The sequence below is a fragment of the uncultured Rikenella sp. genome (genome assembly GCF_910579375.1).
Taxonomy (GTDB): Bacteria; Bacteroidota; Bacteroidia; order Bacteroidales; family Rikenellaceae; genus Rikenella.
Genome location: NZ_CAJTUJ010000082.1, coordinates 1 through 8,182, shown reverse-complemented (window position 1 = coordinate 8,182; position 8,182 = coordinate 1). Strand labels below are relative to the sequence as shown.

General features: G+C 54.8%; 9 protein-coding genes and 1 pseudogene. 3 read left to right on the top strand and 7 right to left on the bottom strand.

Features of this window, described 5'->3' with window-relative positions:
• Positions 1-541, bottom strand: a 541-nt coding sequence (locus tag QZ302_RS07265; RefSeq protein WP_294594040.1) for a restriction endonuclease subunit S, incomplete at its 3' end; no start/stop codon positions are given.
• Positions 534-2,288 carry an N-6 DNA methylase gene (locus tag QZ302_RS07260; RefSeq protein ID WP_294594039.1) on the bottom strand — a complete coding sequence of 585 codons (1,755 nt, stop codon included), beginning with the start codon at positions 2,286-2,288 and terminating at the stop codon, positions 534-536. The genes QZ302_RS07260 and QZ302_RS07265, both read right to left, overlap by 8 nt.
• A 573-nt stretch (positions 2,289-2,861) precedes the next feature.
• Between QZ302_RS07260 and QZ302_RS10010 the strand changes: the two genes are divergently transcribed.
• On the top strand, positions 2,862-2,996 hold the full coding sequence (locus QZ302_RS10010) for an AAA family ATPase (RefSeq protein WP_365320718.1): 135 nt from the start codon (positions 2,862-2,864) through the stop codon (positions 2,994-2,996).
• 648 nt (positions 2,997-3,644) lie between these two features.
• Here QZ302_RS10010 and efp read toward each other — a convergent pair.
• The 4 genes from efp to QZ302_RS07240 all read right to left on the bottom strand — a co-directional run bounded on the left by efp (position 3,645) and on the right by QZ302_RS07240 (position 6,014).
• Complete coding sequence (gene efp / locus QZ302_RS07255) at positions 3,645-4,211, bottom strand: elongation factor P (protein ID WP_294594038.1); 567 nt, start codon at positions 4,209-4,211, stop codon at positions 3,645-3,647.
• A gap of 71 nt (positions 4,212-4,282) precedes the next feature.
• Positions 4,283-4,735 carry a VTT domain-containing protein gene (locus QZ302_RS07250; protein ID WP_294594037.1) on the bottom strand — a complete coding sequence of 151 codons (453 nt, stop codon included), beginning with the start codon at positions 4,733-4,735 and terminating at the stop codon, positions 4,283-4,285.
• Positions 4,736-4,745: 10 nt separating this feature from the next.
• Positions 4,746-5,393, bottom strand: a complete 648-nt coding sequence (locus tag QZ302_RS07245; protein ID WP_294594035.1) for an MgtC/SapB family protein — start codon at positions 5,391-5,393, stop codon at positions 4,746-4,748.
• A gap of 12 nt (positions 5,394-5,405) precedes the next feature.
• A complete protein-coding gene (locus tag QZ302_RS07240) occupies positions 5,406-6,014 on the bottom strand; it encodes a polysaccharide deacetylase family protein (protein WP_294594033.1) in 609 nt (202 codons plus the stop codon).
• A gap of 119 nt (positions 6,015-6,133) precedes the next feature.
• Between QZ302_RS07240 and QZ302_RS07235 the strand changes: the two genes are divergently transcribed.
• On the top strand, positions 6,134-7,129 hold the full coding sequence (locus tag QZ302_RS07235; RefSeq protein WP_294594032.1) for a DUF4837 family protein: 996 nt from the start codon (positions 6,134-6,136) through the stop codon (positions 7,127-7,129).
• Between the two features lie 28 nt (positions 7,130-7,157).
• A complete protein-coding gene (locus QZ302_RS07230; protein WP_294594030.1) occupies positions 7,158-7,937 on the top strand; it encodes a radical SAM protein in 780 nt (259 codons plus the stop codon).
• A gap of 48 nt (positions 7,938-7,985) precedes the next feature.
• Here QZ302_RS07230 and QZ302_RS07225 read toward each other — a convergent pair.
• A pseudogene (locus tag QZ302_RS07225) lies at positions 7,986-8,182 on the bottom strand (hypothetical protein); the annotation flags it as partial.

The window sequence follows — 8,182 nt, the reverse complement described above, 5'->3', positions numbered from 1 at the left end:
TGATTATCAATCTTTTGCATAATTTTTCCAGAGTTGGTTTCAAAATTTGTTGTTCTTTCTGCCTCATAAATGAAGACATAAACTGAAAATCTATCTCTTCATTCACATTAACAGGTAAGTATATTTTGTCTTTTTTTATTCTATCCAATGAAGCCATATGCCCATAATTATATTTAGTTGCAGTAGTTTGGGTGATAGCTTTAGAGATAAAAAGTGCCACATACCTATCCAGAGAAAAATTCCTCGCGTAAAGAAGAATGACCGATGACCCAGCTCCGCCACGCCCTAAAAAATTATATGGATGATAATAACAACTTCCATCTACGGGACTAATCGAGAGACAGTTGCCATTATCAAGGATCTCGCTATTTTTAGGGATACAGAATTTTGTAACCCCATTGTTTATAGCACCTGACGCGATAAATGGTATTTCTCCATCGTTGTAATCATCCTCCTTTCGGCTTATTGGACGTTTTGCATCAAATAGATCACCAATAACAAATTTTCGCCAATTTTTATTTTCCAATGTAAGGTTAACCATTGCAATTTCCCTCCTTCTCTTCGAATAAATACCCCCGTCCGTGCGTGATCATGTTGAACTCAAAGGTCAGATAATCCGCCATCGTCCGCTCGAAATCCTTTTCCGACGGTATCTCGTCGTTGAAATAGTAGAACGCGTGCAGCCATTCATCCTCCGCCTCGACAGTAGTTTCCACACAAAACTTCGTCTCCGCCTCGACCCGACCGAACCACACGTCCAACAAGTGTTGCCGTTTGTCTTTGGCACTCGCCGTCTCCTCCAAACCGACATGTTTGCTCACCACAAATCCGTCGTCTTCAAAATTGATGAAACGACACCGGTGGTCCGGATCATGCGGCACCCCGGCCGTGAAAACGGCGATACACGTATTGGTACCAACCCCATAAAAGGTGTTTTTATTGAGCGTAATCACCCCTTCCAGCGTGTGGTGTTTCAGGATGTTGTTCTTGACATTCTGTTCCTCGCGGCTCTTGCCCGTAACGGAAGATTGAGGGATGATGACGATAGCCCTCGCCCCTTCCGTCAACGAATCGAGCAGATGTTCCGTAAAGCTGATCTCGTACAAATCGGGGTTGGCCTTGGAACCCTGCGAATAGGGCGGGTTCATCATCCCCACGGTACACCCCTTGAGCTGTAATTGTCCGGGATTTTGTTTCAGGAAATCCCAGTTGTGTAGGTTACTCTTGCCATCGCCGCGGAGAATCATGTTGGTCGTGGCAATGGTAAACATATAAGGCTGCTGTTCGATACCGAACAACTGGTCGCGTTTGATGCGTCTCCTGCAAGCCTCATCGTCGGTTTGCCGAACCATCTTGTGCATAGCGGCGATCAAGAAACCGGCCGTACCGCAACAAGGGTCGAGTACCTTGTCTTCGACTTTCAACTCCGCCAATTCGCAAAATAACTCCGTGATGTGCTTTGGAGTGAGAACAATACCCAGAGTCTGCCCGTCGCCACCCGAGTAAGACATGAATTCACCGTAAAACCGCCCCAAATAGTCCTCTGCCGAGTTGCGGTACCGGATATTTTTGTATATGCTATTGTAGAGAAATTCCGTATAATATCTTAAGGGCGTTTTACCTAACGTCGCGTCTATCTCGTTTATTTTTGTTGTATCTTTTATGACGGAGAACTGGCTGAGCAATTTGTCCCGTTTCGTGTCGGGCGTAACATTGACTCTGTCCAAATTACTCCGGATGGCTTCCCAAATCTTTTGCCCATCGGTTTTAATGGAATCGCCGACGAGAGACTCGATGGAGAATGTTTTGTACTCGATCTCCCGCAGAGCGAGCATAATACCCGACACCACCAACGGTTTTTGCTCGGTGGTCAAATTCCCGTAATTGCGCAGGTCGTTATGCAGCTTCTCGGCCTCTTTAAGAATTTCGGCCGTTGTCTTTTCCACATCCGTCTCTTCACGTAGTATCTCTTTCAGGTAATACTCGTCGATATTGGTCTCATTGAAAGAGATGAAGGTCTCCATGTCGGGCAACTCCTGGTAATCGCCCCGCTCGTTAACGAACACCGGAGTAATCCTATGATGTTTCTCGTTGCCCGACACACCGAAGGCCAGTACTTTGTGATACGACGTGTTGGCCGCCAAGTGTAGGCCGTAAAACAAGGCCCCATTGACCGCATAGTCCTTGACACTCTTGACATCCTGACAGATTAGACCTTTTTCATCCCGGGCCAGATGTTTTTCAAGCACCGCCTTATCTTCGATGACCAGCAGAAAATCTTTGACCACCCCGCAATATTCAGGATAACCGACATGGCCCGTTTTTGATTTAGATGCGGTTTTTAATGCTTCTGCGATCTCCTTTATATCACACCCTTGTGGAGTTAAATGAATATCGGCCTCCTGCAATAATCCATAAACCCAAAGGTCTGTTTTAACCTCTTTTCTCGCCATTTGGTGAAATTTCTTATATCATCTCTTCTTAGCGTGTAAAAATAAGAAAAGTAGGCGAATAAGCCCGACCAGACATAAATTCAGAGATTCGCCCGGAGAGCACGCCTGATATCATAAGAATATCATTTCACAATTCGTTCGTCGCCCGACCGTTCCCTGCTTGTCTGCCAAGGGGAGAAATGCGGAACTTTCTCCTCTCGTTGAACGATTCAGCACCGAACACCCTCCATCCAGACTTACCAACGCAGCATCTTGATACAAATAATCGAGGCCATTTTCGCCAAAACTTCCATTTTTCTCCCCGCCCCCACAAATCAGAAAGTTCCGAATTTCTCCCCCTACTTGCATACCAGGCTCCTCTCCCCTACCCCGCCCGTATGTGCCATTCAAAAATAACCTACCTTATCAATCATCGACCGGAAAGGCGGCGCGGCGAAAACGACGACGGCCATCAACCTCGCCTCGTACTATGCCAAGAACGGCTTCCGCATCCTGGCCGTAGACCTCGACCCGCAAAGCAATATGACCGAAGCGCTGGGTTAGAAAGCACAATATAATATCTACGTAATCGGCAGAAAACCGGACTACCGGCCCTGGAGACTGAGGCCGAACGGCTTGGACGAAAAACCTAAAGGGTAGCAAAATACAGCCTATTCATTTTCGGCCACAGCTAACAGAGAACGAATATTAAAGCTAAGGCGGCCAGTAAAAGACACGATGCGTCCTTCCCGTGGACAAGCGTCCACCCCGCGCGGTTCTGCGAACCGAAAGAGCAATACCCAGACTGTCGAGTTCGTCCCCGGCGTGCTATTCCTTCTTAACCTCCGTAGCTCGCCGCCAGCGGTGAGTGCAACGAGCTCCGTCAAGTTGCAGTCCGCCGCGTGGGGTGGCGGCGAACTGCGCGGCTCTGCGAGTCGCAGAAGCTCGGCCCAAAGCACCGTCCCGTGTCTGCCTCACTGCGGCTCCGCTGGCGCTCCGCCGCTCTTCCGCGCCCCACTTAGTAAGGCAGAAACAACCCCAACAAAACACCTTATGGGTGCACCGGAGGGACGGGCGAAACTGCGTTTCGCTGCGGCAGTCTTCCCCCCTACGACATTCAGACAAAACCGATTCTCCCAAAACAAGCCGCGGGCAGACTTTCTGAGAAAGTCCGCCCGCGGCTATTCCATGCAGGTCGGCAAAGCGCCGAGCCTACTTAATCCGTTCGTAGTACTCCCGAGTCCGGGTGTCGACCCGAATCCGTTCGCCGGTATTGATAAACAACGGAACCTTCACCGTAGCGCCCGTTTCGACGGTCGCCGGTTTCAGCGCATTCGAAGATGCGGTATCCCCCTTCAGACCCGGCTCGGTGTAAGTCACCTCCATCTCCACCAGCTGCGGCAATTCGGCCGACAGCACCGTCTCTTTTTCCGTGTGGAACATCACCTCCACAATCTCGCCCTCTTTCATCAAGTCGGCGTTATCGATCATTTTCTTGTCGATCACGATCTGCTCGAAAGTCTCGGTGTGCATGAAATTCGCCCCCATATCGTCCTCATAGAGATACTGGTACGGACGACGTTCCACCCGAACCGGCTCGATCGGCGCACCGGCCGTGAACGTATTGTCGATCGTCCGACCGTTTTCCAGATTTTTGAGTTTGGTGCGGACGAAAGCCGGCCCTTTACCCGGTTTCACATGCTGGAAGTCGATGATCTGACACGTTTTGCCGTTCAGTTCAATGCACATCCCGATTTTGATATCTGCGGTTGTTGCCATATTGTGGTTTAAGATTTTAAGATATTCCGTTTCGTGTGACGAAGCACGCAAAGTTACGAAAAAGCCGGAGTTTACGCAAACAGGGGACGCACCCACTCCACCACGATCGCCCAGACCACGAACCGGGCGGTCTTTCCGATCAGCATGAAGACCGCCACCTGCCAGACATTCGTCCGATAGAAGCCCAGCGCGAGCGCAAACAGATCGCCCACGAACGGAAGCCACGACAGGAAAGCCAGCCACGCCTCATAACGATCGACCCGGACTTTCTGCCGTTCGAGGGTCTCGCGTTTGACTTTGAACCACTTTTCGATCCACTGCCACCGTCCGCCGCGCCCCATCCAGTAGGAGATCATGCCGCCGGCCCAGTTGCCGACCGAAGCCACGACCACCGTCCATACCACGTGTCCGCCGGCCGCCAACATCCCGACCAGCAGGAAATCCGAGCTGAACGGCAGGATAGTCGCCGCCAGCAACGCCCCGACAAAGAGCCCCACATAGCCTAAATCCAACAACCACTCCATACCCGGTTCGTTATTCGAGTCGTTCGATCGTCAACTCCGGCAACGACTGCATGAACTGGAACAAATGGGTATCCTCGTTCCTGCTCCGCGTCTTGACCACCATCGTCACCCGATACAAAGTCCCCTCGCCGACCGTCTCGTGCGTCGCCTCGTAACTCATCAGGTGATAGCCCTTTTCGTGAATATGCGTCAAGACCTGCCTCAGATTCTGCTCGTCGGAGGTCGAAAAAACCAACAGCGAAGAGTGGATGCCGACGGTCTTGAAAATCAGGGTCGAGAGCTCCAGCCCCGCCAAAGTCAGCACCATCGCCGCCAGCCCCACGGCATACATCCCGCCGCCCACCGCCAGCCCGATTCCGGCCGTCGCCCACAACCCGGCCGCCGTGGTCAGCCCGCGCACGAACTGTTTGTGGATCAGGATCGAACCGGCCCCGATAAACCCGATCCCGGTCACCACCTGAGCCGCGATCCGCCCCGGATCGCTCCGCGGATCGGCCGAAAAGGCGTAGATGGAGACGATCATAAACAGAGCGCTGCCCAAAGCGACCAGAAAATGGGTACGCAATCCCGCTTCCTTGGCCCGGAGCTCCCGGTCGAACCCGATAATGGCTCCCAGCAGAGCGGCTATGCTCAGCCGCAACACGAATGTCCAGATCATCTCTCCATGATTTTAAAGTTCAATACTCCGGCACCGCAACCCCGCCCGTTCGATCGCCTCCAGCACCCGTGGCAAGGCGTAATAGAGATTGCGCGAAGCCTTCACCGAGTCGTGGAAGACCACGATCGAACCCTCGTGCAGGTGGCGCGTCACATTCCGCACACAGGCCTCCGGCGACACCGTCCGCGCATAGTCGCGGCTCAGCACGTCCCACATAATGATGTGATACCGTTCCGAAATGCGCCGGATCTGGCTCCGCGTAATCCGTCCGTAGGGCGGCCGGTAGAGGTTCGTCCGAATCAGTCCGTTGGCCAGGTCGGCATCCTCGATGTAGCGTCCCGCCGGATTGCCCCACCCTTTGATGTGGCTGTAGGAGTGATTCCCCACGGCATGTCCCCGGGCCTTGATCTTGCGAAAAATCTCGGGATGCTGGTCGACATTCTTGCCCAGACAGAAAAAGGTCGCTTTGGCCTCATATTTGTCCAACGTATCGAGCACCCACTGGGTCACCTCGGGGGTCGGCCCGTCGTCGAAAGTCAGGAAGATCGTTCCCGGCTCCCGAAAGTTCCAGTTCAGCTCGGGAAAAAGACGTTTGATGAATTTCGGCGGCCGGAAATACATGTGTGTCCGTAGAGTGATTGAATCCTCACAAAGATAGAAGAATATTCGTTACATTTGTCCGGCGGCGGCCGCGGAAGGCGGCGGGGTCGCTGTTTTTCCACCCAAACCCCTTTCACGCCATGAAAAGAATCACCTGGATACTGGTTTCCCTCGTTGCCGCAGTCGGCACGGCCTGCGGCCCCTCCGGCCCGGTCAAGGCCCCTTCGTCGGGCCGGGCCTACGAACTCTTCGTCGTCGCGCCCACCGAGCTGTGGGAGGGGCCGGCGGGCGACACCGTGCGGGCGATCTTCTCGCAGGAGGTCGAACGGATCAATCAGCCCGAACCACTCTTCGACCTGCTCAGCGTGCCGCCGACGAATTTCCAAAAGACCGTCTCGCGGCACCGGAACATCCTGATTCTGCGGACGGGGGCGCAGTACGAACGGTCGGATATGACAGCTGCGTATGATGTCTATTCGGCGCCGCAGTTACAGGTGACCGTCACCTCGCCGTCGGCGGACTCGATGGCGGCTTTCCTGCACACCTACGGCCAGGAGCTGGAACTGTTCTACGAAATCGTCGAACGGAACCGGTTCATCGCACAGGCCCGCAAACACAGCGATCCGGAGATCGGCACCCTGATCCGCGAAAAATTCGGTTTCGAGATGAGCATTCCGTCCAACTACCGGGTGCGGCTCGACACGACCGACTTCCTGTGGGTCTCTTACGAGTTGCCGCTGGCCAGCATCGGCTTCCTGATCTACACCTATCCGGCGGACTCGATCGTAACGGATGCCACGACGGGATGGCTCGTCGCGGCGCGGAACGGAGCGGTGCGGCAGGTGCCGGGGCCGTCGAAGGGGAGCTATATGTCCACCTCGACGATCGTCCCGCCGGATCGGAAGCTCCTGACGATCGACGGACGGCAATGGACGCAACTGCGCGGTTTCTGGGACGTGAAGGGGGATTTCATGGGGGGGCCGTTCATCAACTACACGACTTACGACGGGGCGACGGGACGGCTGATCGCGATCGACGGCTATGTCTATTCGCCGTCGCCGAACAACCAGGTGCCGATGCGGAACTACATTCGACAGGTGGAGGCGATTTTCCGGACGGTGCGGATTCCGGAATAACGGCCTCGCGATTTTTTCTCTGAACAAGATGGACACTTTCCTTTTCGACAGCATCATCATCGGGCCGATCCACAGCCGGCGGCTCGGTACTTCACTGGGGGTGAATCTGTTGCTTCCGGACTCGAAGCTGTGCAATTTCGACTGCATCTACTGCGAATGCGGATGGAACGGCGCGCACGGCACGGGGGGATTCAATCCGGCCGAACGGGTCGTCGCGGCGCTGGAACACCGGCTGGCGGAGATGGCGGAGGCGAAGGCGCTGCCGGACGTCATTACTTTCGCGGGGAACGGCGAGCCGACGATGCACCCGGAGTTCGAACGGATCATCGATGAGACGTTGAGGCTGCGGGATCGTTACGCGCCGCAGACCCGGGTGGCGGTGCTGAGCAATGCCACGATGATCGACCGGCCGGCGGTACGGAGGGCGTTGCTGCGGGTGGATCGGAATATCCTGAAGTTGGATTCGGCGCTCGACGAGACGGTGCGGCGGATCAACCAGCCGCAGAACGGACGCACGGTGGCGGAGACGATCGACCTGCTGGGCGGGTTCGAGGGAAAATTGATCGTCCAGACGATGCTGCTGCGGGGAGATTACGGCGGTCATCGGATCGACAACACGACGCCGGAGGAGGTAGAGGCTTATATGGAGGCGATCAGTCGGATTCGGCCAAGGGAGGTGATGCTCTACACGATCGACCGCAACACGCCGGCGGATGGCCTGGAGAAGGTCTCGTTCGAGGAGATGGAGGCGATTGCGGATCGTCTGCGGGAGGCATTGCCCGGTTTGGTCGTCTCGGTGGCGAGGTAGCCGGTATAGGGGTAGAGGCCGTCGATTATTTGGGCCGCGCGGCCCCGTTTATTCCGAGAGGCAACGTAACTGAAAACCGAAAGCCCGATTGAGCGCGTTGCTGGAGCTGAGACTCGTTACGCTGAAAACCAAGTACTGTCCGTAGATACCGTTCGTGGCGGACGACCAACTGTAACCATAGCTGCCGACGTATCTGGCTGCACCTTCAGCACCACCTCGTCCATAGTCGCGGAAGCCCGGGGCGG